Source organism: Treponema saccharophilum DSM 2985 (assembly GCF_000255555.1).
GTDB lineage: Bacteria > Spirochaetota > Spirochaetia > Treponematales > Treponemataceae > Treponema_D > Treponema_D saccharophilum.
This window is the reverse complement of the sequence record NZ_AGRW01000001.1, coordinates 1-616: the sequence shown is the minus strand read 5'-3', so window position 1 is coordinate 616 and position 616 is coordinate 1. Positions and strand designations below refer to the sequence as shown.

The window sequence follows — 616 nt, the reverse complement described above, 5'->3', positions numbered from 1 at the left end:
GACATCGCCGCGGAAACGACGGAATCCCTGTCCCCGTATCCCGCTGAACGTGCGGAGCAGCTCCGGATTGCCGACGGACTTCCCCGTTCTCCCGACTTCACCTCGAACAGCTTGAACTGCCTGCTCTCGTTCGATATGTAGAAAAGGCTGTCCGACGAATTCGAGCCGATAAGGACGGCGCCGCCCGCGTTGAACGTCCCGAGCGTCCGCCCCGTCATCGCGTGGATTACGAAAACCGTCCGTCCCTTCCTTCCGGCAAGGAAGCGCGACGAGCCGAACATGCAGACATCCTCGAGCGCCGGCTCCGTGTCGAATTTTCCCGACGAACTCGACATCAGGATACTCGGGGGCGACAATCGAGCCGCCGACTGACAAAACTTTTGTTGACATTTTTCCTCCAATACGTTGAAAAGATTTCCCGGACAAATTTGGTTCCGGAAATTCAAAAAGCGAAAATGCTAGTAGATTCCCTATGTTCAGGAGAAGCGAGTTCGCGATTCTGCTCCTTATGAGGAACGAGACGGGCGCGCGCGAAATAAGGCTCACGCCCAAGTCCCCGCGAAAGACGCGCCCGAGCCAGTCGAGATACTGCATAGTGAACGGCTTGTCCAGCCCC

The 616-nt window shown here is 57.0% G+C and carries 1 protein-coding gene; it reads right to left on the bottom strand.

Features of this window, described 5'->3' with window-relative positions; all coding sequences use genetic code 11:
* A partial coding sequence (locus TRESADRAFT_RS16140) for a hypothetical protein (RefSeq protein WP_002701566.1) occupies positions 1 to 335 on the bottom strand: 335 nt, incomplete at its 3' end.
* Positions 336 to 616: the final 281 nt, after the last annotated feature.